At 71.9% G+C, this 21,336-nt stretch carries 18 protein-coding genes and 1 pseudogene; 9 read left to right on the forward strand and 10 right to left on the reverse strand.

Going from position 1 to position 21,336, the window contains the following annotated elements; all coding sequences use genetic code 11:
* Positions 1-27 precede the first annotated feature (27 nt).
* Positions 28-1,509 carry an MFS transporter gene (locus tag LZ604_RS13395; protein ID WP_234515287.1) on the reverse strand — a complete coding sequence of 494 codons (1,482 nt, stop codon included), beginning with the start codon at positions 1,507-1,509 and terminating at the stop codon, positions 28-30.
* Between the two features lie 86 nt (positions 1,510-1,595).
* On the opposite strand from LZ604_RS13395, the gene LZ604_RS13400 reads away from it, so the two are divergent.
* The gene (locus LZ604_RS13400; protein ID WP_234515288.1) at positions 1,596-1,991 is read left to right on the forward strand and encodes a MarR family winged helix-turn-helix transcriptional regulator; all 396 of its coding nucleotides are present in this window, start codon (positions 1,596-1,598) and stop codon (positions 1,989-1,991) included.
* Between the two features lie 9 nt (positions 1,992-2,000).
* On the opposite strand, the gene LZ604_RS13405 is transcribed toward LZ604_RS13400, so the two are convergent.
* From LZ604_RS13405 to LZ604_RS13430, 6 genes and pseudogenes are all read right to left on the reverse strand, one after another.
* On the reverse strand, positions 2,001-2,741 hold the full coding sequence (locus LZ604_RS13405; protein WP_234515289.1) for a maleylpyruvate isomerase family mycothiol-dependent enzyme: 741 nt from the start codon (positions 2,739-2,741) through the stop codon (positions 2,001-2,003).
* Positions 2,742-2,814: 73 nt separating this feature from the next.
* Positions 2,815-4,092 (reverse strand): cytochrome P450, encoded by a 1,278-nt coding sequence (locus LZ604_RS13410; RefSeq protein WP_234515290.1) that lies wholly within the window; start codon positions 4,090-4,092, stop codon positions 2,815-2,817.
* 25 nt (positions 4,093-4,117) lie between these two features.
* Positions 4,118-4,336: pseudogene (locus tag LZ604_RS13415) on the reverse strand (Ni/Fe hydrogenase subunit alpha); the annotation flags it as partial.
* A 483-nt stretch (positions 4,337-4,819) separates the two neighbouring features.
* The gene (locus LZ604_RS13420) at positions 4,820-5,278 is read right to left on the reverse strand and encodes a CBS domain-containing protein (RefSeq protein WP_234515291.1); all 459 of its coding nucleotides are present in this window, start codon (positions 5,276-5,278) and stop codon (positions 4,820-4,822) included.
* Between the two features lie 11 nt (positions 5,279-5,289).
* Positions 5,290-5,568, reverse strand: coding sequence for a DUF1540 domain-containing protein (locus LZ604_RS13425; RefSeq protein WP_234515482.1), 279 nt, complete (start codon positions 5,566-5,568; stop codon positions 5,290-5,292).
* A 138-nt stretch (positions 5,569-5,706) separates the two neighbouring features.
* Positions 5,707-7,146, reverse strand: coding sequence for a nicotinate phosphoribosyltransferase (locus LZ604_RS13430; RefSeq protein ID WP_234515292.1), 1,440 nt, complete (start codon positions 7,144-7,146; stop codon positions 5,707-5,709).
* A gap of 571 nt (positions 7,147-7,717) precedes the next feature.
* On the opposite strand from LZ604_RS13430, the gene LZ604_RS13435 reads away from it, so the two are divergent.
* The 4 genes from LZ604_RS13435 to LZ604_RS13450 all read left to right on the forward strand — a co-directional run bounded on the left by LZ604_RS13435 (position 7,718) and on the right by LZ604_RS13450 (position 13,095).
* Positions 7,718-8,449 (forward strand): CBS domain-containing protein, encoded by a 732-nt coding sequence (locus LZ604_RS13435; RefSeq protein WP_234515293.1) that lies wholly within the window; start codon positions 7,718-7,720, stop codon positions 8,447-8,449.
* A 16-nt stretch (positions 8,450-8,465) separates the two neighbouring features.
* Positions 8,466-9,140 carry a helix-turn-helix domain-containing protein gene (locus LZ604_RS13440; RefSeq protein WP_234515294.1) on the forward strand — a complete coding sequence of 225 codons (675 nt, stop codon included), beginning with the start codon at positions 8,466-8,468 and terminating at the stop codon, positions 9,138-9,140.
* A gap of 292 nt (positions 9,141-9,432) precedes the next feature.
* The gene (locus tag LZ604_RS13445) at positions 9,433-11,802 is read left to right on the forward strand and encodes a glycoside hydrolase family 65 protein (protein WP_234515295.1); all 2,370 of its coding nucleotides are present in this window, start codon (positions 9,433-9,435) and stop codon (positions 11,800-11,802) included.
* Positions 11,803-12,006: 204 nt separating this feature from the next.
* Complete coding sequence (locus LZ604_RS13450; protein WP_234515296.1) at positions 12,007-13,095, forward strand: baeRF2 domain-containing protein; 1,089 nt, start codon at positions 12,007-12,009, stop codon at positions 13,093-13,095.
* Positions 13,096-13,119: 24 nt separating this feature from the next.
* Here LZ604_RS13450 and LZ604_RS13455 read toward each other — a convergent pair whose 3' ends face one another.
* Entirely contained in the window at positions 13,120-14,955 is a 1,836-nt protein-coding gene (locus LZ604_RS13455) for a glycoside hydrolase family 15 protein (RefSeq protein WP_234515297.1), read from the reverse strand.
* 125 nt (positions 14,956-15,080) lie between these two features.
* Entirely contained in the window at positions 15,081-15,860 is a 780-nt protein-coding gene (locus LZ604_RS13460) for a DeoR/GlpR family DNA-binding transcription regulator (RefSeq protein WP_234515298.1), read from the reverse strand.
* A gap of 152 nt (positions 15,861-16,012) precedes the next feature.
* Between LZ604_RS13460 and LZ604_RS13465 the strand changes: the two genes are divergently transcribed.
* Positions 16,013-16,981: an SIS domain-containing protein gene (locus LZ604_RS13465; protein ID WP_234515299.1), complete on the forward strand. Its 969-nt coding sequence runs from the start codon at positions 16,013-16,015 to the stop codon at positions 16,979-16,981.
* A 12-nt stretch (positions 16,982-16,993) separates the two neighbouring features.
* On the forward strand, positions 16,994-17,875 hold the full coding sequence (locus LZ604_RS13470; protein WP_234515300.1) for a class II fructose-bisphosphate aldolase: 882 nt from the start codon (positions 16,994-16,996) through the stop codon (positions 17,873-17,875).
* A gap of 71 nt (positions 17,876-17,946) precedes the next feature.
* On the opposite strand, the gene LZ604_RS13475 is transcribed toward LZ604_RS13470, so the two are convergent.
* The gene (locus LZ604_RS13475; protein ID WP_234515301.1) at positions 17,947-19,089 is read right to left on the reverse strand and encodes a methyltransferase; all 1,143 of its coding nucleotides are present in this window, start codon (positions 19,087-19,089) and stop codon (positions 17,947-17,949) included.
* Between the two features lie 278 nt (positions 19,090-19,367).
* Between LZ604_RS13475 and LZ604_RS13480 the strand changes: the two genes are divergently transcribed.
* The gene (locus tag LZ604_RS13480; RefSeq protein ID WP_234515302.1) at positions 19,368-20,057 is read left to right on the forward strand and encodes an alpha-ketoglutarate-dependent dioxygenase AlkB family protein; all 690 of its coding nucleotides are present in this window, start codon (positions 19,368-19,370) and stop codon (positions 20,055-20,057) included.
* On the forward strand, positions 20,054-21,298 hold the full coding sequence (locus LZ604_RS13485) for an ROK family protein (protein ID WP_234515303.1): 1,245 nt from the start codon (positions 20,054-20,056) through the stop codon (positions 21,296-21,298). The genes LZ604_RS13480 and LZ604_RS13485 overlap by 4 nt, the downstream gene beginning before the upstream one ends.
* Positions 21,299-21,336: the final 38 nt, after the last annotated feature.

A 21,336-nucleotide genomic window follows, 5' to 3' on the forward strand; every position in this document is an offset into this window, starting at 1 on the left:
GCCGGGCGCACACGGGGAGGTTTCCCCCTAGTCGCGGGCCGCCACGGGCTCCGCGTCCACCTCCTGCGGAAGGGACCCGGCCACCACCAGGGACCTTTGCGACCGGCGCGCGGTCAGTCCCGGGAGGGTGATGAGCAGGCCCACGAGGGCGATGCCGGTGACCACGATCAGACCGGGCCGGTAGCTGTCGAGCACGGCCTGGGGCGAGGGGTGCGCGGGCGCGTCGGCGGTCACCACCGCCGTCACCACGGCCAGGAAGATGGCGCCGCCCACCTGGACCGAGGTGTTGAGCAGACCGGAGACCATGCCCTGCTCGTGGTCCTCGACGCCACTGGTGGCCTGGATGTTGAGCGACGGGAAGACCAGTGCGCAGGCCGCGCCGATCAGCAGCATGCTCGGCAGGATGGCGGCCGCGTAGCCGGGGTGCAGGCTGACGCGCAGGAACAGCGCATAGCCGACGACCATGAGTCCGAAGCCCACCGCGATCAGCCGCGGGGTCCCGAAGCGGTCGACGATCGCGCCCACCTTCGTCGAGGAGACGGCCACCAGCGCCCCGGCGGGCAGGAAGGCGAGCGCCGTGTGCAGCGCCGACCAGCCGAGCAGCGACTGCATGTACAGCGTGACCAGGAACTGGAAGCCGACGTAGGACCCGAAGAAGGCCATCGCGCCGAGTTGTGCGCGGATCTGGGTGCCCGAGCGCAGCACGCCCAGCCGGATCAGCGGGCCGGCCGAGCGCCGCTCGACGGCGACGAAGACCGTCAGGAGAACGGCGACGGCGAGGAAGGACAGCGGCGTACGGGCGGACGCCCAGCCGGCCTGTGGTGCCTGGACCACGGTGAAGACGAGCAGCAGCATCGACGCGGTGCCGAGGACGGCGCCGGGGATGTCGTAGCCGTTGTGGTCCTTCTCCCGTTCGCTGCGGGGCAGCAGCTTCAGGCCCGCGAGCAGGGCGATCAGTGCGATCGGCGCGGGCAGCAGCATGGTCAGGCGCCAGCTGGCCTCGGTGAGCAGACCGGAGAGCACCAGGCCCATGGAGAAGCCGGTGGCCGCGCAGGTGGTGTAGATCGACAAGGCCCGGTTGCGCAGTGGGCCCTCGGCGAAGGTGGTGGTGATGATGGACAGGCCGGCCGGTGCCGTGAACGCGGCGCTCAGGCCCTTGACGAAGCGGCTGGCGATGAGCAGCGGCCCCGAGTCGACGAGCCCGCCCAGCAGAGAGGCCACCGCGAAGACGGCCAGGGCGACCAGGAACACCTGGCGCCTGCCGAGCAGGTCCGCGGTGCGTCCGCCGAGCAGGAGCAGTCCGCCGTATCCCAGGATGTAGCCGCTGACGACCCATTGCAGGGTCGACGTCGTCAGATGGAGATCGGAACCGATGGACGGCAGGGCGACGCCGACCATCGACACGTCCAGTGCGTCCAGGAACATCGCGGCGCAGAGCACCAGCAGGGTGCCCCACAGCCGGGGAGTCCAGCGTCCCTCGGACGCGGGGGTGGTGAGCGGAGAGGTCATGCCCCAGAGACTTGCATGCGTATGCATTCAATGCAAGCGCATTTAATTCGGGTGCAACAAAGCGGGTTCTTTGCTACGGTGCGGCCATGGCGGCTGTGAGCAAGGCCGAGCGGGCGCTCGTGAACCGATGGCGCGCCATCCTGGCGCTGCACGCACGCACCCAGTGCGAACTCGACCGCGCACTGCACGCTCATGGCCTGTGTGCCAGCGACTTCGAGGTGCTCGACCTGCTGTCCGAGGACTCGGTTCCGGACGGCACGTACGCCTACCGCGTCCAGGAGATCTCCGAGCGGGTCCATCTGAGCCAGAGCGCTCTGTCGCGGCTCGTCGCCCGCCTGGAGAAGGACGGGCTGGTCGAGCGGGCCATGTGTGCGGAGGACCGGCGTGGCGTACGCGTGGCTCTCACGGCCAAGGGGCGCGCCGTGCACCGGGAAGCGCTGCCGGTGCACCGCGCCGTGCTGACGAGGATGCTGACGGACTGAGCCCTGCGCTCAGCTCCAGGTGACGGCGGACCTCTCGCGCCACAGGGCGGCGACCGAGGCGTCACCCGTCACGTCCGGAAAGGGCAGCCGGTTCCACAACGCCAGATACAACCGGCCCGCGGGCCCGGCCACTTCACAGTCCGCGTTCCCCGTGCCCTCCCGCTCGGCCACGGGCGGCCCGGCCGACAGGCGTACGCTCCACACGGCGTCGTCCGCATCCGTCGCCCGCACCCGCAGCACCCGGGGCACCTCGCTGCGGACCCTGCTCCTGTCGCGGGCGTGGAAGCCGAGCAGCAGCTCGTCGATGCCGTCGAGCGCGAAGTCCGTGCCGACCGCGGTGGGCGTCCCGCCGCGCGCCGACTCCGCGTCGAAGCGATGCACGGCCGTCTCGTGCGCCTGCCGCCGGGCCCAGAAGGCAAGGGGCGAGGGCGCCGGCAGGAAGTGCCAGCACCGCACGTCCGGCGGGGCGGAGGACAGGGTGCCGACGAGATGGCGGTGCCCCTCGCGGAACCAGGTGACGAGCGCCGCGCCGTCGAGATCCGGCAGCCCGCCGTCGGGGTGGTACGCGGTGTGCCCCTCGGCGACGAACGCCGCCGCCCAGCGGTGCACCATCCCGGTGTGCCGCAGCAGATCCCGCACCCGCCACTTCGGGCAGGTCGGCACCTCCGCCCCCGTACCCGTCTCCTCCGCGGCGGCGGCCAGCAGCCGCCCCTCCCGGTCCAGGGCCTTTATGAACTCGGCAGTCTCCATGCGGCCGAGTGTGCCGGACGGAGCCCCGGCGAGGGGACGTACGTGCCGCGTTCGACGGACAACGCCCCGGCCCTCAGAACCGCACCGGCAGCCGCAGCAGGTGGAACCCGTCGCCCGGCCAGTGCCCGAACTCCAGATCGTCCCGCCGCACCGCGAGGGCGGTGTCCGGGCGGCGGATCAGCACCCGGTCGAGCACGACCGAGGTGACGAGACGGCCCAGGGCGGCGCCCAGGCAGTAGTGGGCACCGTGACCGAAGGCGAGATGGTCCTCGCCGCGGCCGAACTTCCGGGAGACGTCGAGGCGCTCGGGTGCCCGGCCGTACTCTCGCGGGTCGTGGTCGGCGGCGAGCAGCGCCACGGTCACCGTCTCCCCCTTCCTCAGGGCGGTCCCCGCGAACTCGAAGTCCTCGGTCGCGTACAGCGAGGCGCCGATGCGTACGAGGCTGACGTGGCGCAGCAGTTCGGGAACCGCGCGCTCCAGCAGTGCGGGATCGGAGCGGAGCGCGGCCAGTTGCTCCGGGTGGTCGAAGAGGGCGAGAACCGCATGGGCGAGGAACAGGGCGGGCGGCGTGATCCCGGTGCTGATCAGCAGGAAGACCACCGACACCAGCTCGTCCTCGGTCAGCGGCTCCCCGCCGTCCCGGCCCGCCCCGATCAACGCGGAGACGAGGTCCTCGGTGGGTTCGGCCCGCCGTCGGGCGATCAGCTCCTTGGTGTACTCCACGATGCCGACGAGCCCGTCCACCGTGCGGCTGCCGTCGCCGTACGCGAAGTCGTGGATCCACGCGCACACCCGGTCCCGGTCGGGCTCGTCCACGCCGACGAGTTCGCAGACGACGACCGTGGCCAGCGGATAGGCGAACTCGCCCAGCAGATCCGCCTCGCCCCGCTCCGCGAGCCCGCGCAGCAGATCCTCGGCCGTCCGTTCCACGAAGGATTGCAGGGCCGCGATGCGCCGGGCGGTGAACGCCCGGGTCAGCGGAGTGCGCAACCGGGCGTGCTCCGGGCCGTCCAGCAGTGCCAGATGACCGGAGACATACCTGACGTACTCGGCCGGGAAGCCGCCGAGCGCGGCCTCGACCAGTTCCGCCTGCGGGTCGGCGCCGTCGGCTCCGCCGGGGACCCTGGACCGGTCCCGGACGAGCCGGGGTTCGGTCAGGGCGGCCTTGACATCGGCGTAGCGGGTGACGAGCCGCACGGGGGTCGTCAGGCCCGGCAGCACCACTTCGGGGAGCTCCTCGCGACTGCGGAAGTCCGCGTAGGCGCCGACGGGGTCCTCGACGAGCCCGGGCGTCAGGTGGACGGGGCAGGAGCCTGTGGAAGCGGGGCCGGCGGCGGTGTGTGAGGTCATGCGCAGAGCGTGCCGGTGGCTGGCTTCACGGCGGTTGCACCGTGGTTTCACGGCCGTCCGGGCCTGGTGAACGGCCCGAAACGCGCTCGATGTCCAGGTCCAGGAAGTGGGCCGAGCATGAGATGCACGGGTCGTGGTTGCGGATGGCGCGTTCGCACAGGCGGGCGAGCTCGGCGTCGGACGTCCGTCCCCGGGTCAGGGCGGACTGGACGAGCACGCGCAGATCCTCCTCGATCGCTCCCTGGATCGCCGAGCCTCGGTGTGGCGGCTGAACGTTGCCGCGTCAGTCGGCGGCCCTCCCATGGCGTGCGGCCTCGGCCGGTGCACAACGTCTCCGCCTCGATGACCTCCGCCAGCGGCGGCACCGCCCAGGCGACGGCGGCCGTCAGCCCCGCTCCCAGGGATCGATCGGCTCCTTCGACCGCGTATATGACAAGACGCCCGGGGCAGCGCCCCAGCATCCGGGCGGGGTGCACCGTCTCGACGAGACCGAGCCCGTGGGTGGTGCTGAGGCGTCCGGCGGTCGCTCAGCGCAGCGGGGCGTCCGGTGTCGGACACTGCGTGCCCGACAGCGGCGTCCCGCCGGTACTCGTTGCCGATCCCGATGACCGCCGCACCTGCGGATGCCGTCACCGGACTGCCGGCCGTTGCGATCCCCCACGTCGGGCACCCTGTCGGTGTCGCAATCCAGGCACCGGAGTCCTTTGGGCCGCCTGCTCGGGTCGGTTCACGTGCCATAGGAAGGGCTGTCCGTCGACGGCGGCCCAGGAGGCTCTTCGAGGATGCTCCAGGCGACCGGGCCGAGCAGATCGGCCAGTCGTTGGAAAACGTCCAGCAACAGGTCGTCCACCGTCAGCATGCCCACGACCCTTTGCCCGTCGACGACGGGCAGGCGGCGCACACCGCACCGGCGGAGGATCCGATACGCCACGTCGACGTCGTCGGCCATGCCCACGGTGATGACCCGCGGCGACATCACCGCCTCGACCGGGGTTCCGCTGTCCAGGCCACGGCCGAGCCCCCGCACCGCCAGGTCGCGGTCGGTGACGATGCCGCGCAGTGTTCCGCCCTCGACGACGAGTACGGAACCGACTCCGTATTCGCCCATCTGCCGGGCCGCTTCTCCCAGAGAGGTCCGCAGGGGGACGGCAGCCGCGGGAGTGCTCATCGCCTCGGAGACCTGCATCCCCAGCCTCCTCAGCGTGGGCTGTAGGTCAGGCAGTCGGCGCCTTGCCGCCCCGGGCCGACAGCGATGCCGGCCGCTTGGCACTCGAGTCGCGAGTTGTGCCGGCAATCGGTCATCTTGCACGCTCCGACCTGTCCTGCGGCAGCCGGATCGCCGCCCTTGAAGGCGGTGACGAAGAATGTGTCGCACTGGGCGTGCGGAGGATCACCCACGGTGATGGCCAGCGCATGACATGCGGCACCGACGTTGTACGAGCACGACTCCACCGCGCACTCGGTGATGAAGGGCATCTCCACGGAGTCCTCCTGACATCGGCACGCTGCCGGGGCCGGCGGTGGCGGCCCGCGCGACGTCGTGCGATCGGTCAGACATCAAGGTGTTCCCCCCTCAGCCCCGCGACGGCGTGCGACACCCGGAGATGCCGCGAATCACCCGAAGGGCCCGGGACGCGGCGAGGAGTGGGCGCTTCGGGACGACGGTGGAAGCGAGGCTGAGAGCCTGCGACCGGAGTGCCCGCCGCCAACGGGCACTTCGAGGTGTTCCGGGCGGACCCGTCGTGCGATCTCCCCGCGCACCCGCGACGTCAGGTCTTCCAGCGCCGGTGACACGACCGGGCGCCAGGGCTCCGGGCGGTCGATTCTGCGGGCCGGGGCGGGAAGATCGGCGATGTCGTGGGCGCAGCGCGCACACGCGTACTCCCACCGGTCGGGTGGCCCCGTACGCCGGCCGTCGCGCATGACGGTGCGCAGCAGCCGCTGTGCCGAGTCCGGCGGGTCCTCCTCACGCAGCCCGATGACATCCGGCTGTCCCGGGCGGCGGAAGACCTGCTTGCCGCCCGGGGCCGTCACCTTCGCCGTGGACAGCTTCATGACCGGGCGGCCGTCGTACTCCACGAGCTTGTACGCCGCGTCCAGGTACGGCGCGTCCGCCGCCACGCCCACCTTCGTGCCCACCGCGTACGCGTCGATCGGGGCCCCGCCGTGCACCAGCTCCGCGACCGCGTACTCGTCGAGCCCGCCGCTGGCGACGATGCGGACGTCGGCCAGTCCGGCGGCGTCGAGCAGGGCCCGCGCCCGCCGGGCCAGCTCGCCGAGGTCCCCGCTGTCCAGGCGGACGGCGCACCCCGGCCCTCGCCGGATCTCCTGCAGAACACGGGCGGCGGCCATGACTCCCGCCTCGGTGTCGTAGGTGTCGACGAGGAACGTGACCGGTCCCGGATGCGTGCGTGCGAAGGCTCGGAACGCTTCCTCCTCGCCGGGGAACGCCTCCACGTAGGAGTGGGCCATCGTGCCCGAGGCCGGAAAGTCCAGGGCGCCGGCCGCCGCCACGTTGCTGGTGGCCGCGAAGCCCACCAATGCTGCCAGCCGGGCCGCCTGCAGACCGGCCCAGGGGCCGTGGGTGCGGCGCAGGGAGAAGTCCACGACGGGCCGTCCGGCCGCCGCGAGGACACAGCGGGCGGCCTTGGACGCCACCGCCGTCTGATGGCACAGCAGGTTGAGCAGGTACGTCTCGACGAGCTGTGCCTGGGGCAGCGGCGCGGTCACCTCCAGCAGCGGCTCACCCGCGAGGACGACGTGGCCCTCGGGGACGGCACGCACCTCACCCTCGAAGGCCAGCCCCAGCAGCGGCTCCAGGTCCTCGGGCGGCCGGCGCAGGGCTGCCGCGAATTCCTCGACGTCCGCGCGTTCCACGCGGTAGCGGGCCAGGAAGTCGAGTGCGGGTTCCAGGCCCGCCGCGACCAGGAACCCCCGGCCGGGCGGCAGATCACGGACGAAGAGGCTGAAGGTCGCCGGGGCGCGCATGCCTTCCCGCAGATAGGACAGGGCCATGGTCACTTCGTACAAGTCGGTGGTGGTGACATCGGACATGGTGACCGCCACTGAGCTGGGTGGGTGAGGGGTCGCCGGCCGATGACGAGGCGCTCCCTGGTCTCGTCACCAGTCTCGGCGACCGGTCGCGTGAACACATGGGCCGACCGGCCCTGCACGTGCGGTCTCGTCCTCGCCGAGCGCATGCCCTGAGGCCCGCTCCGAATCGCGTCTCCGAAGACGCCGTGCGGAATCTCCAGCCGATTTGAGGGCCGACCGGCCCCCGTCCCACCCCGGGCAGCCCATGTGATCACGATCGCAACAGCCGCATCCTCGAAAGAGCCGAGAGCCGAAAGCCGAAAGCCGAAAGCTGAGAGCTGAGAGCCGAGGGGCTGGGAGGCGATATGCGATGACGGACGACACGCCCAGCTGCCCCTCTGGTCCGCGACCCGCTCGCGGACGGTAGCAGCGTGTGCATCCGGCCCGTGCAACCGGGCGATCACGAGCGGTTGTGGGCGTTCTACGCCGAGATGTCACCGGAAAACCTTCACACGCGTACGCCTGCTTCCCCGCAGACACCAGGACCCGTATCTGCGCCGACTCCGCTGAGGAGGGAGAGGAGGGAACGGATATGAAACACAACAAGGTCGGCTCCGTGATGACCATGGATGTCGTCCGGGCCGAGTACCGCACTCCGTTCAAGGAGGTCGCGCGGCTCCTCTCGGAACGCCGGATCAGCGGACTGCCCGTCGTGGACGACGACGACAAGGTCATCGGCGTCATCTCCGAGACGGACCTGGTGACCAGGCAGTCGGAAGCCCTGGACGCGGACGAGCCGAGGCCCCGCTTCCGGTTCGCCGGGCTGACGCCCAGGGCCCGGAGACAGGCCGCGAAGTCCAGGGCCTTCACCGCCGGTCAGCTGATGACCGCGCCTCCCGTCACCGTCCACGCCGAGGAGACCATCGCCGAAGCCGCGCGGACCATGGCGCAGCGGCATGTGGAGCGGCTGCCCGTACTGGACGAGGAGGAAAGGCTTGTCGGTATCGTCACCCGCCGGGACCTGCTCCAGGTCTTTCTGCGGCCCGACGCGGAGATCCGCGGCGAGGTGATCGAGGAAGTGCTGACCCGCACGCTTCGGCTGCCACCCAGGACCATCGATGTCTTCGTGGTCGAAGGCGTGGTCACCCTCACCGGCCGGCTGGAGCGAAAGAGCGAAACGGAGATCGCCGTCTCCATGACCAGGCAGATCGACGGCGTGGTCACGGTGATCGACCAGCTCACCTGCCGTTACGATGACTCCCGCCTGCCGTCCCCCGGGCGGTTGCCGCACGGCATCGCCGACGACCGGCTGCGCAGACCCTGAGCGGAGGTGACGGGCCATGGCCGCACAGGAGGCGTCGAACACCGGAGGAGGGCGTCCTACGGGCGACCTCGGCCGCCGGATCGCCCTGCGCCGAGAGGAACTCGGACTGAGCCGAGAGGAAGCGGCCGACCGGGCCGGTATGGCTTCCAGCTACCTCCAGTACCTGGAGGAGCAGCCCACCGCCGCGCCCGGCGCGGCCTCCCTCCTGAGGCTGGCCGGGGCGCTCCGGACCACCGTCCGGGACCTCTCCGGCGGAGACGTCGATCTTCCGCAGGGCCTGGGGCAGGCGGGCAGACGCCCGAAGTTCACGGAACTGACCGCGCAGGAGTGCCGGGAGCTGCTCTCGACGCACGGTGTGGGAAGATTCGCCATGGACACCGCCTCAGGGCCGGTGATCGTCCCCGTGAACTACAGCGTCGTCCAGGGGGCGCTCGTCTTCAGGACGCACCCCCAAGCGGTACCCGCGCAGGCCTCGGGCTCTCAAGTGGCCTTCGAGGTCGACCACCTCGACGGAGCCCTGAGCCAGGGCTGGAGCGTCCTGGTGAGCGGCCACGCCCAAGCCGTGACGGATCCCGAGACCGTACAGCGGCTCGAGGAGCAGGCGTACAGCATGCCTTGGGCGGGCGGACAGCGTGAATTGTGGATCCGTATCGAGCCGCTTGGCATCACCGGGCGCCGGGTCACCGTGTGACGAGGGCGACCGCCCCGGCGGCCCGGTGGGCGTCCGTGGCCTCCGCGGTCGCCGGATGCCGGGAATCCTCGAGACTGCGCGCGGTTCTCCTCGACTGTGCGCCCGCCCGCCCGGACTTTCACGATCACCCTCCCTGCCCGACTGCCGGTCACCAGGCGGTTCGAGGCCACGTGGCGACACCGTATGACGGCTGCCGGCGGATCGCGCGGCGGCCCGGGCTCCGGCGCGAGACCGGTGCCGGTGCCGACACCGTCGTACGCCCTGGAGGACCGCTCGCGGGAGGAGCGCCGCAGTGACGGGCTGGACCTGGCAGTACGAGGGTTATCAGCCTGTCGAGGAACGCCTGCGGGAGTCCCTGTGCACGCTCGGCAACGGTTACTTCGCCACTCGCGGGGCCCTCCCCGAGTGCACCGCGGACGAGGTGCACTACCCCGGCACCTATGTGGCCGGTTGCTACAACAGGCTCACCTCACTCGTGGCGGGCCGCCGGGTCGAGAACGAGGACATGGTCAACCTTCCCAACTGGCTGCCGCTGTGCTTCCGCCTCCCCGGGCGGCCGTGGATCACTCCGGACACGGGGATCGTGCTGGACCACGGTCAGGTCCTGCACCTGTCCACGGGACTGCTGGAGCGTCGCACCCGGTACGGGCTAGGCGACGGGCGAGCGCTGCGGGTGCGCCAGCAGCGGTTGGTGCACATGGCCGACCCCCATGTGGCGGCTTTCCGTACCGAGTTCACGGCCGAGGGGGGCGCCGTCGCGCTGGAGGTCGAGGCCGCACTGGACGGCGGCGTCACCAATGCCGGTGTGGCGCGCTACCGAGACCTGGACGGCCGCCACCTCACCCATGTGCACACCGGTGCCGACGCCGCGGACACGGTCTGGCTGCGTTGTCGTACGCGCACCTCCGACATCCGGATCGGCCTGGCCGGCAGGCTGACCGCCGACGTGCCCGTCGTCACCGGGCATCCGTTCCCCCGCGTCGTCCAGGGACTGCGCCTTGATCTGGTGCCCGACCGGACCGTCACCGTCGACAAGACCGTCGCCCTGCACACCTCCCGGGACCCGGCGATCAGCGACCCGCTGCGGGCTGCGATCGACCGTGTCCGCCAGGCCCCCGGCTTCGCCGCGCTGCTGGAAAGCCACCGCACGGCCTGGCGCCTGCTGTGGCGGCGGGCCGACCTCGAGATCCCCGGGGAGGCCGGAAGCGTGCTGCGGCTGCACCTCTTCCACATCCTGCAGACCCTCTCGCCGCACACCGCCGACCTCGACGTCGGCGTACCCGCCCGGGGCCTGCACGGAGAGGCCTACCGCGGGCACGTCTTCTGGGACGAGCTGTTCGTGCTGCCGTACCTCAACCTGCACTTCCCCGAGGTCTCCCGTGCCCTGCTCCACTACCGCCACCGCCGCCTCGACCGCGCCCGGGCCGCCGCCCGCGCGATCGGCCGGCGCGGGGCGCTGTACCCGTGGCAGAGCGGCAGCGACGGACGCGAGGAGACCCAGGAGCTGCACCTCAACCCGCGCTCAGGGCGCTGGCTGCCCGACCACACCCGGCTCCAGCGGCACGTCGGCTCCGCCGTCGCGTACAACGTGTGGCAGTACTGCGAGGCCAGTGGCGACGGCGAGTTCCTGCACACCAAGGGCGCCGAGATGCTCTTGCAGATCGCCCGGTTCTGGGCGGACTCGGCCACCTACGACAGAACCCTCGGGCGGCACCGCATCCGTGGCGTGGTCGGCCCGGACGAGTACCACGACGCCTATCCCGGCGCGTCCGAGCCGGGCCTGGACGACAACGCGTACACCAACGTCACCGCCGCCTGGGTGCTCACCCGCACCCTGGAGCTGCTGCACGCCCTGCCCGAACCCCGGCGCCTCGAGCTCGTCGAGCGCACCGGCCTGGACGGCGGCGAACTCGACCGCTGGGAGCAGGTCTCCCGCACGCTCCACGTGCCGTTCCACGACGACGTCATCAGCCAGTTCGAGGGCTACGGAGACCTCGCCGAACTCGACTGGGACGGCTACCGGAAGCGGTACGGCGACATCCGGCGACTCGACCGGATCCTGGAGGCGGAGGGCGACTCCGTCAATCGCTACCGGGCGTCCAAGCAGGCCGATGTGCTGATGCTGGGCTATCTGTTCGCCCCGTCCGAACTCCAGGCCCTCTTCCGACGCCTGGGCCACCGGCTCGACGAGGAGAACTGGCGCCGCACCGTCGACTACTACCTCGCCCGCACCAGCCACGGGTCCACACTCAGCGGCCTGGTCCATGGCTGGGTCCTGGCCCGGGCCCGGCGCGCCGAGGCGTGGGCGTTCTGCCAGGAGACCCTGCGCGGCGACATCGCCGACGTGCAGGGCGGCACCACCGGGGAGGGCATCCACCTCGGCGCCATGGCGGGCACCCTGGACCTCGTCCAGCGCGGACTGACCGGGCTCGAGACCCGGTCCGGAGCCCTGTGGCTCGATCCCGTGCCGCTGCCGGAGCTGTCGTCGTACGGGTTCGCCATCCGGTACCAGGGGCACTGGGGAGTGCGGCTGCGGCTGGAGCGGGGCCGACTGGAGATCGCCGTGCCGTCGTCCGACCGCTCTCCCATCGACATCCGGCTGCCGGACCGCGCCGTGCGGCTCCAGCCCGGGGAGACCGGCCGGCTGGTCGTCCCGGAGTGACGGCGGCCACCGAAGAGGCCGGGCTTTCGAACCGGCGTCCCCGAGCACGATGCGACGGAGTCGCCCGGTCGGGGGGAGGCATGCACCATGGAAGGTGATCGCAGTGGACTTCTCGCGGAGGTGAACGGCGACGGCCCTGCCTGTAGGCGTCGTGAGAGCGCGGCCTCCCGCCCGGAGGCGCCGACGGGGTGCCGGGGAGCAACCATGAGACTTTCGTTTCTGGAACCTCTGTACAAACAGCCCGGCCCCTTCGCGTCGGTCTATCTGGACACTTCTCGCGACATCGACGACCCCGACGCCGCCGTGGAACTGCGTTGGCGGCATCTGCGGGACGCTCTGATGTCCGAAGGAGCGGATCAGGACTCCATCACCACGGTGGCGCGTATGGTGGGCTGCGACACGGACGTCCCCGGCACCCACGGGCAGGCCGTGTTCACGGCACACGGCCGGCTGGCCCTGATGGATGAGCTGCCCGCCCCTCCCGCACGGGACACGGCACGCTTCGGAACCCTGCCGGACACCATGCCGCTGATCGTCCAGCACGCGCCTGGCATCCCGTACCTCGCGGTTCACGTCCACTACGGCGGCCGTCACTCCACCGACGCCGGCGGCACCGTGCGCATCGACGCCGAGGCCGGCATCTGGCCTCTGACCAAGGTCATGTCGGGATACCGTCTGCACGAGGAGGTCCCCGTGGCCGACTGGCTGCACGCCGCCGAGGTCATCGGCCGGGAACTCGAGGGCCACGTACGGCGCATCGACGGCGAGTCGGTGGTCGTCGCGGGAGACGTCTGGGCCCGGGGCATCCTCGTCAACCGGCTCCCCGCCTTCCTGCAGGGCCAGGTCACCACGGTCGAAGGCGCCGGTGAGTCCCAGCCCGGGCGGGCGCTGCTCGAGCACCGGCTCGAAAGCCTCTTCGGCGGACGCATGGCGGCGCACGACCGGGCCCTGCTGGACGCCTTCCTCGCACAGCAGGCACGCGACGGAGCGTCGGCCGAGGGCCTCTCCGCCGCCGTATCAGCCCTGCAGCGCGGTCGGGTCAAGGCCCTGTTCCTCAACAACCATCCCGAGTCGACGCTGCGACTGTGGGTCGGTCCGGAACCGGGACAACTCTCCCTCTCGGAACAGGAACTGCGCTCCTACGGCGTAGAGGACGTCCGAGAGGAACGCGCCGACGCGGCCCTGACCCGTGCCCTGGTCGGCACGAGGGCCGAACTGGTCGTGGTGCCCGAGCAGCAGCTGCGGCTGCGCGAGGGGGTGGGCGTACTGCTGCGCTACGCCGACCCCACGTAGGGAGCGCGTTCGAAGACGGCCGGCTCAGCCCAGGGCCCGGTCCAGATTGAACGCCGCGCTGATCAGCGCGAAGTGCGTGAACGCCTGCGGGAAGTTGCCCTGCTGCTCACCGGCGTGGCTGATCTCCTCGGCGTACAGGCCCACATGGTTGGCATAGGTGAGCATCTTCTCGAAGGCGAGCCGCGCTTCGTCGAGGCGGCCCGCCCGCACCAGCGCCTCGACGTACCAGAACGAGCAGATGGAGAACGTGCCCTCGTCGCCGCGCAGGCCGTCGGGGCTCGCCTGTGGGTCGTAGCGGTAGACCAGCGAGTCGGACACCAGGTCCTGGGTGAGGGTGTCCAGTGTGGACAGCCACTTGGGGTCGGTGGGCGCGATGAACTTGGCCAGCGGCATCATCAGCAGCGCCGCGTCGAGCACGTCGCCGTCCTCGTGCTGGACGAAGGCCCGGCGTTCGTCGGACCAGCCGCGCTGCATGATCCGCCGGTAGATCGTGTCCCGGCACTGCCGCCAGCGGGGCAGATCGGCGGGCAGGCCACGGCGGTTGGCGAGCCGGATGGCCCGTTCGATCGCCACCCAGCACATCAGCCGCGAGTACAGGAAGTTCTTACGGCCGCCGCGGGTCTCCCAGATGCCCTCGTCGGGCTGGTCCCAGTGGTCGCAGACCCAGTTCACCAGGGCGCAGACCTGGTCCCACTGGTCGCTGGAGATGGGCTGGGCCCACTTGTCGTAGAGATAGATGGAGTCGATGAGGGCCCCGTAGATGTCGAGCTGGAGCTGGTCGGCGGCGGCGTTGCCCACACGCACCGGTGCGGATCCCTGGTGGCCGTCCAGATGGTCGAGTTCGCGCTCGGGCAGGTCGGTCCGGCCGTCGATTCCGTACATGATCTGCAGCGGTCCGGACGGCCCGCCGTCCCCCGGGATGATGTGCCGGGTCACGAAGGTCATGAACGCCGCGGCCTCGCCGGTGAACCCCAGCCGCAGCAGCGCGTAGACGCAGAAGGCCGCGTCCCGCACCCAGACATAGCGGTAGTCCCAGTTGCGTTCGCCACCGAGCTGCTCGGGCAGGCTGGTGGTGGGGGCGGCGACGATCGCGCCGGTCGGAGCATAGGTCAGCAGCTTCAGGGTGAGGGCGGAGCGGTGCACCATCTCGCGCCACCGGCCGCGGTAGCGAGAGGCGGACAGCCAGTGCCGCCAGTACGCCACGGTGCCGGCGAACTGCCTCTCCGCCTCCAGGCGCGCGCACATGCGCGGAGGCAGCGAGTCACAGAGCTGGTCCAGTGCGAACACCGCAGACTCTCCCTCGGCGAGCTTGAACTCCGCCCATACGTCGCAGGCGTCGCCCTCCAGGGGGATGGTGGCGGTCAGGGCCAGTGTCAGGCTCTCGGACTCGAAGACAGCCACGTCGCCGAGCAGACGGAGGATGTGCGGCTGGGCCCCGTACCCGAACCGCGGGGCGACCCGTACCCGGAACGGAATGGAGCCGCGCACGCACAGCACCCGCCGGATCAGCCGGTGGCGCTCGGTCTCGACACATCCCTCGCCGACGGGCATGAAGTCCTGTACCTCCCCGACGCCGTCCTCGGTGAAGAACCGCGTGATCAGCACGTTGGTGTCGGGAAAGTAGAACTGCTTGGTCCGGCCGGGCACCGTCGCGGTCAGCTCGAAGGACCCGCCCTTTTCCGCGTCCAGGATCGACCCGAACACGCTCGGGCAGTCGAATGCCGGGCAGCAGTACCAGTCGATGGTGCCGTTGGTGCCCACCAGGGCGACGGTGCGCAGGTCACCGATGAGCCCGTGGTCGGCGATCGGCAGGTACCGGGAGCCTCCGGGCGCGCATGCATCACGCGGTGTCTCGGCCATCACAGCCTCCCTGAGCACCCGGCACGCCCGACTGCAGGTCCCAGCTTAGGCGTGGGGGAGGGAGGGGGCATGAGGAGCGGAGCGGGCGGATGCGGGGTCCTTCGCGGGGTCCGTCCCGGCGTGCGTCAGACCGTCACCACGCGCACGCCCGCCTCCTCGAACCGCCGCACCACGTCCGCTCCCGCCGCCGTGTCGGTGACCAGCGTGTCCACCGACTCCACTCCGCAGATCCACGCGAACGCGCGCTGCCCCAGCTTGCTGGAATCCGCCGCGACGACCACACGTTCGGCACGCTCGCACAGCAGCCGGTTGATCGCGGCCTCCGCCTCGTCGTGCGCCGCCGCGCCATGCGTGACGTCGAGGGCCACCACACCGAGCACGGCCACGTCCAGGGTGATCCGGCCGAGCACCCCGTCCGCGAGCGGGCCGATCAGCTCGTACGACTGCGGGCGCGCGACCCCGCCCGTGACCACGATCTTGAACTGGGGGCGCACGGCCAGCTCGTTCGCGATGTTCAGTGCGTTGGTGACCACGGTCAGCGCGGGGGAGCCCGTCGCCAGGTCCGCGCGCACCGCCAGGGCGCGGGCCACCTCCGTGGTCGTCGTCCCTCCGGTGAGGCCCACCGCCTCTCCCGGAGCGACCAGATGCGCCACCGCCTGGCCGATGCGCTGCTTCTCCGATGCACGGCGGGCCGTCTTGTAGCGCAGTGGCAGCTCGTAGGAGACGCCGTGCACCACGGCACCGCCCCGGGTGCGCACCAGCATCTGCTGCTCCGCGAGCTGGTCGAAGTCGCGGCGGATGGTCGCGGCGGAGACCCGCAGTTCGGCCGCGACCTCCTCGACATCCAGCCGGCCCCGCTCCACGAGCAGCTCCAGCAGTGCCTTCCAGCGGGCGTCGCGCGACATCCGCGTGTCTCCGTTCCCCGGCCTCCGATCCTCGGCCGCTGCCGTGACACTAGCGCACCGGCACTCCCGTCCGAATGCTTGATCCTGTTTGAAAGCTGCCTATATCTTGCAGGAAATCGCACAGCGCTCGTGCGCCTCTGGAAGGGGTGGGCATGACCTATGTCGAGGACGAGCTGAGCAGCCAGCCCGAGTGCTGGACCCGCGCAGCCGCGGAGGCGGCGGCGCACAAAAGGGCGCTTCCGGAGGCGGGGGAGCGGGTCGCGATCGTGGGATGCGGGACGTCGTTGTTCATGGCGCAGTCCGCCGCCACGTTGCGGGAGCGGTCCGGACAAGGCGAGACGGATGCCTTCGCCGCCTCCGAGTTCCCCCACGGCCGCCGGTACGACCGGGTCGTCGCCCTCACCCGGTCCGGCACCACCACCGAGGTGCTCGACCTCCTCGGCCGGCTCCGGGGGCGGACCCGGATCACCGCGATCACCGCCGCCCCCCGCACGCCCGTGACGGAGTCCGCCGACGACGTGGTCGTGCTCGGCTTCGCCGACGAGCGGTCCGTCGTCCAGACCCGCTTCGCCACCTCCGCGCTCACCCTGCTGCGGGCCCACCTCGGCCTGCACACGGACGCCGTGGCCGCCGACGCCCGTACCGCACTGGGGGCCCCGCTGCCCGAGGGGCTGGCCGACTGCACACAGTTCACCTTCCTGGGCCGCGGCTGGACGGTCGGGCTGGCGCACGAGGCCGGACTGAAGATGCGTGAGGCCGCACGGGCGTGGACGGAGGCCTATCCGGCGATGGAGTACCGGCACGGCCCCATCAGCATCACCGCCCGCGGCACCGCCACCTGGATGCTCGGCGAGGCGCCCGAGGGGCTCGCCCGGCAGGTGCGGGACACAGGCGGACTGTGGGTGGCCGGTGAACTCGACCCGCTCGCCGAACTCGTCCGCGTCCAGCGCCTCGCCGTCGCCCTCGCCACCGCCCGGGGGCTCGACCCCGACCGGCCGCGCCATCTGACCCGCTCGGTGGTCCTCACCCCGAACGCGGGTCCGGGCGCGCGTCCGGGTCCGAGCGCGGGTCCGGGTCCGGGTCCGGGTCCGGGTCCGGGCCCCGAGCAGCGGTCCCGGTGAGAAGGAGGAGCCGTGCCCCTCGCAGCCACCGGTGAGCTGATCGCCGCTGCCGCCGCGGCACGCCGTGCCGTGCCCGCGTTCAACATCATCACCCTCGAGCACGTCGAGGCCGTCATCGCGGGCGCCGAACACGTGGACGCCCCGGTCGTGCTCCAGGTCAGCGAGAACGCGGTCAAGTTCCGCTACGGACGTCTGCTCCCTCTCGCCCGTGCGGCCGCCGAGGCCGCCGCACGCGCCGCGGTGCCCGTCGCCCTCCACCTCGACCACGTCCACAGCGACGGCCTGCTCCGGCAGGCGCCCGGTGCCGGGTTCAGCTCCGTGATGTACGACGCGGCCCGGCTGCCGTACGAGCAGAACCTCGCCGTCACGCGTGCCGCCGCCGACTGGGCGCATGCCCAAGGGCTCTGGATCGAGGCGGAGTTGGGGCAGGTCGGGGGCAAGAACGGTGAGCCGCCGCCCGACCCGCACGCTCCCGGCGCCCGGACCGACCCCGGTCAGGCCGCCGCGTTCGTGGCCGACTCCGGCGTCGACGCCCTCGCCGTCGCCGTCGGCAGTACACACGCGATGACCACGCGCACGGCCGCGCTCGACCACGGCCTGCTCAAGCGGCTGAGTGCCGCGCTGGACGTACCGCTCGTCCTGCACGGCTCCTCCGGGCTGCCCGACGAGGAGCTGAAGGCGGCCGTCGCGGGCGGCATCGCGAAGGTCAACATCGGTACCGCGCTGAACGTCGCGATGACCGGCGCGATCCGGCAGTTCCTTGCCGCGCACCCCGAGGCGGCCGACTCGCGCCGCTATCTCGGCGTGGGAAGAGAGGCGATGGTGCGGACCGTGGCCCGCCTGATCACCGTGCTCGGGGACGGCGGCGAGCACTCACCCGTGCACGAGTCCTGACAGGGCCGCACCGGTGGCGTTCCCACCGGTGCGGGAGACGGTCATCCACCTCGGGTCGGCCGCATGCCCCGTTATGCCCTGACGGCCCTCAGGACCACGAACTTCGCATCGCTCGCGACGACTTCGCCGTTGCCGAAGAGACGGCGCAGTTTCACGTGGTAGCCCAGATGGCGATTGCCGATCACCCACAGTTCGCCGCCCGGCCGCAGGGCGCGCCGCGCCCCGGTGAACATGCGCCACGCTGTGGCGTCCGTCGTCGCCTGATGGGAGTGGAACGGAGGGTTGTTGAGGACGAGATCCACGCTTCCGGCGGGCACCCCGGACAGGCCGTCCCCCACCCGGAACTCCGCCTTCCCCTCCGCGTTGTCCCGGTACGTCGCCTCCGCCGAGGCCACCGCCTGGTACGACTCGTCGACGAACAGCACCTCGGCTCCGGGGTCGCCCAGCGCGGCCGCCAGACCGACCACTCCGTTGCCGCAGCCGAGGTCCACGATGCGCTCGGCGCCCCGGCCTTGCGGAAGGTGCCCGAGGAAGAACCGGGTCCCGATGTCGAGGCGGTCGGCGCAGAAGACACCGGCGTGGTTGGTGACGGTGCGGCCGGACAACGCGCCGATGCCGTCGGGGAGTCGATACCGGTTCGGCCACGGGTTGGTGCCCGGTTCGAGTGCCGGGTCGGGGGTACAGAAGATCAGCCGGGCCTTCTGCTCGGCGAGCGAGGTACGGGTCGGGCCGAGGATCCGCTCGAACAGCTTCAGCGTCGAGGTGTGGATCTCCTTGACCATCCCGGTGCCCACGACCACCGTGCCCTCGTGCACACCGGGCGCCAGCCGGTGCAACTGGTCCTCGAGCAGCGCGAGGCTCTTCGGGACCCGCACGAGCAGGACGTCGATCCGGGACGGCGGGGCGTCCTGCGTCGTCAGGAGCCGTACGGCGTCCGGGCCGACGCCGTTGCGGTCGAGATTCGCGCGGGTCGCCTCGCGGGCCAGGAACGAGTCGCTGATCTGCGTCGGGCGGTGCTTGGCGAGCGCGGTGGTGAGCGCGCCCCACCGGTCGCCGAGCACCACGACCGCACCGCCGAGCGGGGTGCCGCTCGCCGCGAGATGCCGCAGCAGATACGCGTCGGACGCGTCCCAGGCACGCAGCCGGTCGCGGGGATCCTCGGGGAAGCGGGTCAGCGTGTACGCGCCCCACGGCGTGGTCATACGGTCGTTCATCGTGCGTCCAGGCTAGCGGAGCCGCAGCTCAGCGCCTGTCGCCGGTCACCGTCCACGCCCGTTTTCGGCCGCCGCCCACGCCTGTCCGCGACCGCCGTCGCCTCCCGTCTTCGGCCGCCGTCCGACGCCTGTCCGCGGCCGCCGCCTGCCGAGCCGTCGCCCACCGCCGAAGTGCCGCGGCCCAGTCGGGGATCCCGCCGGCCGGGACGGCGGCCAGGCTCTCGCCCGAGGCCCTGGCGCGGCTCCGCCCTTCCGGCCGGATACGTGATGATGGGGCCATGGACGCCGAGCTGTTCCCGCGAAGCCGCGTACAGGTCGCACCCGGCGCGGCGCACGTGCCCGACTGGCTGGACGCGGACCGGCAGCACCGGCTCCTCGAAGCCTGCCGGGAGTGGGCCCGGCCGCCCGCGGGACTGCGGACCGTGCGCACCCCCGGCGGTGGCACCATGACCTCCCGCCAGGTGTGTCTCGGCCTGCACTGGTACCCGTACGGCTACGCCCGCACCGTCGTCGACGGCGACGGCGCCCCCGTCAAGCCGCTCCCGGACTGGCTGGCGGTGCTGGCCCGGGAGGCGGTCGAGGCCGCCCTCGGCCCTGGGGCCGTGCCGTCCGAGCCCTACGACATCGCCCTGATCAACTACTACGACGCGGACGCCCGCATGGGCATGCACCGCGACAGCGACGAGAAGTCCGCCGCCCCCGTGGTGTCGCTGAGCCTCGGCGACACCTGTGTGTTCCGCTTCGGCAACACCGAGACCAGGGCGCGCCCCTATACGGACGTGGAGCTGCACAGCGGAGACCTGTTCGTCTTCGGCGGCCCGGCACGGCTCGCGTACCACGGAGTGCCGCGGGTCCGCCCGGGCACGGCACCGCCCTCGCTCGGGCTGACGGGCCGGCTGAACATCACTCTGCGGGTCGGTGGCCTCGGGCCGGACCCGGAGCGGATCATGGGAGACTCGCCCTCATGACTGGCAAGGCGGCCCCCCGGACGGCAGGGGAAGGGAACACACGGACGCGGCTGGACCGGGGGCGCGGTGCGCTCGGCCCCGCGCTGGAGCTGGTGCACACCGGACGTGCGCCGACGCGTGCCGTGCTGACCGCCGAGCTGGGCGTCACCCGGGCCACCGCCGGAGCGGTGGCCGCCGAACTGGAGGCACTCGGTCTGATCCGGGTCGACGCACATCCGGGCGCCGCCTCCGGTGCGCAGGGCCGGCCCTCACACCGGCTCGAGGTCGCCGGCGACGGGCCCGTGGCACTCGCCGCCCAGGTGCACGCGGACGGCTTCCGGGCCGCGCTCGTCGGGCTCGGCGGCCGGATCGTCGCCACCGCGCCCGGCTGCGAGACCGTCGACGCCGACCCGGCCAAGGTGCTCGGCTCGGTGGTCGAGGCGGGCGCCGAGCTACTGCGCGAAACCGGTCGGCGCTGTGTGGGCGCGGGGCTCGCCGTGCCGTCCGCGGTCGCCGAACCGGAGGGGCTCGCGCTCAACCCGCTGCACCTGGCCTGGCCGGCGGGCGCGCCCGTCCGGGAGATCTTCGCCGAGCAGGTGCGCGCCGCGGGCATCACCGGACCGGCGTTCGCCGCCAACGACGTCAACCTCGCGGCGCTCGCCGAACACCGTCACGGCGCGGGCCGCGGCTCCCGGGACCTGCTGTGCGTGGCCACCGGCCACCGGGGCGTGGGCGGTGCGCTGGTGCTCGACGGGCGGCTGCACACCGGGAGTTCGGGGCTCGCGCTGGAGGTGGGACACCTCACCGTCAACCCCGAGGGGCGCCCCTGCCACTGCGGCAGCCGCGGCTGTCTGGACGTGGAGGCGGATCCGCTGGCCTTCCTGACGGCGGCCGGCCGCGACCCGGGCCCCGAGGTGTCGCTGCTCCAACAGGCCAACGACCTGATCCAGGACGGGCATCCCGCCGACCCGGCCGTCCGCACCGCCGTCGAGGTCCTGATCGACCGTCTCGGCCTAGGACTTGCCGGACTGGTCAACATCCTCAACCCGGACCGGATCATCCTCGGCGGACTGCACCGCACTCTGCTCGACGCCGACCCCGAGCGGCTGCGCGCCGTCGTCGCCGACCGCAGCCTGTGGGGCCGCAGCGGTGGCGTTCCCATCCTCCCGTGCACGCTCGACCACAACAGCCTGGTGGGTGCGGCCGAGCTGGCGTGGCAGCCGGTGCTCGACGACCCGCCGGCGGCACTGGCAGGGCTCTAGGAACTCGTCTCATGTGGGACCCGGTCACTGCGGGACGC

Origin of the sequence: Streptomyces glomeratus (assembly GCF_021462825.1) — a bacterium.
GTDB classification, from domain to species: domain Bacteria; phylum Actinomycetota; class Actinomycetes; order Streptomycetales; family Streptomycetaceae; genus Streptomyces; species Streptomyces glomeratus.

What these genes read in the sequence shown, in the direction of transcription:
- LZ604_RS13395 (WP_234515287.1), bottom strand. Translation starts at nt 1,509, where the DNA reads ATGACCTCTCCGCTCACCACCCCCGCGTCCGAGGGACGCTGGACTCCC.
- LZ604_RS13400 (WP_234515288.1), top strand. Translation starts at nt 1,596, where the DNA reads ATGGCGGCTGTGAGCAAGGCCGAGCGGGCGCTCGTGAACCGATGGCGC.
- LZ604_RS13405 (WP_234515289.1), bottom strand. Translation starts at nt 2,741, where the DNA reads ATGGAGACTGCCGAGTTCATAAAGGCCCTGGACCGGGAGGGGCGGCTG.
- LZ604_RS13410 (WP_234515290.1), bottom strand. Translation starts at nt 4,092, where the DNA reads ATGACCTCACACACCGCCGCCGGCCCCGCTTCCACAGGCTCCTGCCCC.
- LZ604_RS13420 (WP_234515291.1), bottom strand. Translation starts at nt 5,278, where the DNA reads ATGCAGGTCTCCGAGGCGATGAGCACTCCCGCGGCTGCCGTCCCCCTG.
- LZ604_RS13425 (WP_234515482.1), bottom strand. Translation starts at nt 5,568, where the DNA reads ATGCCCTTCATCACCGAGTGCGCGGTGGAGTCGTGCTCGTACAACGTC.
- LZ604_RS13430 (WP_234515292.1), bottom strand. Translation starts at nt 7,146, where the DNA reads ATGTCCGATGTCACCACCACCGACTTGTACGAAGTGACCATGGCCCTG.
- LZ604_RS13435 (WP_234515293.1), top strand. Translation starts at nt 7,718, where the DNA reads ATGAAACACAACAAGGTCGGCTCCGTGATGACCATGGATGTCGTCCGG.
- LZ604_RS13440 (WP_234515294.1), top strand. Translation starts at nt 8,466, where the DNA reads ATGGCCGCACAGGAGGCGTCGAACACCGGAGGAGGGCGTCCTACGGGC.
- LZ604_RS13450 (WP_234515296.1), top strand. Translation starts at nt 12,007, where the DNA reads ATGAGACTTTCGTTTCTGGAACCTCTGTACAAACAGCCCGGCCCCTTC.
- LZ604_RS13455 (WP_234515297.1), bottom strand. Translation starts at nt 14,955, where the DNA reads ATGGCCGAGACACCGCGTGATGCATGCGCGCCCGGAGGCTCCCGGTAC.
- LZ604_RS13460 (WP_234515298.1), bottom strand. Translation starts at nt 15,860, where the DNA reads ATGTCGCGCGACGCCCGCTGGAAGGCACTGCTGGAGCTGCTCGTGGAG.
- LZ604_RS13465 (WP_234515299.1), top strand. Translation starts at nt 16,013, where the DNA reads ATGACCTATGTCGAGGACGAGCTGAGCAGCCAGCCCGAGTGCTGGACC.
- LZ604_RS13475 (WP_234515301.1), bottom strand. Translation starts at nt 19,089, where the DNA reads ATGAACGACCGTATGACCACGCCGTGGGGCGCGTACACGCTGACCCGC.
- LZ604_RS13480 (WP_234515302.1), top strand. Translation starts at nt 19,368, where the DNA reads ATGGACGCCGAGCTGTTCCCGCGAAGCCGCGTACAGGTCGCACCCGGC.
- LZ604_RS13485 (WP_234515303.1), top strand. Translation starts at nt 20,054, where the DNA reads ATGACTGGCAAGGCGGCCCCCCGGACGGCAGGGGAAGGGAACACACGG.